The following is a 334-nucleotide window of genomic DNA, read 5'->3' as shown; positions in this document are numbered from 1 at the left end:
TTGACCCCAATGCGTACCTGGTTTCCTTTGACACCGAGGACAGTCACTGTGACCTCGTCACCGATCATGAGGGTTTCGCCAACCCGGCGGGTTAGAATCAACATCGCTTAATCTCCCTTACGTTCCCTTTTCCGATTGAATGATAGTACCCGAACCGTCAACCAGACGTATCGCGGGTCGGTTGTCTCGAAGGCACAGCCAGCCGCAGATCGGGTGCGAGAAACCGAGTCTCGTTGGAGGATTTTAGCACCTGCCTGCAAGAATCAAAAAGTTTCGCGCACTGCGCAAGGATAATTGTCCTCGAAAACGCAATTCCAAGAGACCTCGGCGGATT

1 pseudogene is annotated in these 334 nt (G+C 52.7%); it reads right to left on the bottom strand.

Features of this window, described 5'->3' with window-relative positions:
* Positions 1 to 104, bottom strand: a pseudogene (gene csrA / locus GPT33_RS15960) (carbon storage regulator CsrA); the annotation flags it as partial.
* Positions 105 to 334: the final 230 nt, after the last annotated feature.

This window comes from Thiocapsa sp. (assembly GCF_011390875.1).
Lineage (GTDB): Bacteria > Pseudomonadota > Gammaproteobacteria > Chromatiales > Chromatiaceae > Thiocapsa.
This window is presented reverse-complemented; position numbering and strand designations above follow the sequence as displayed.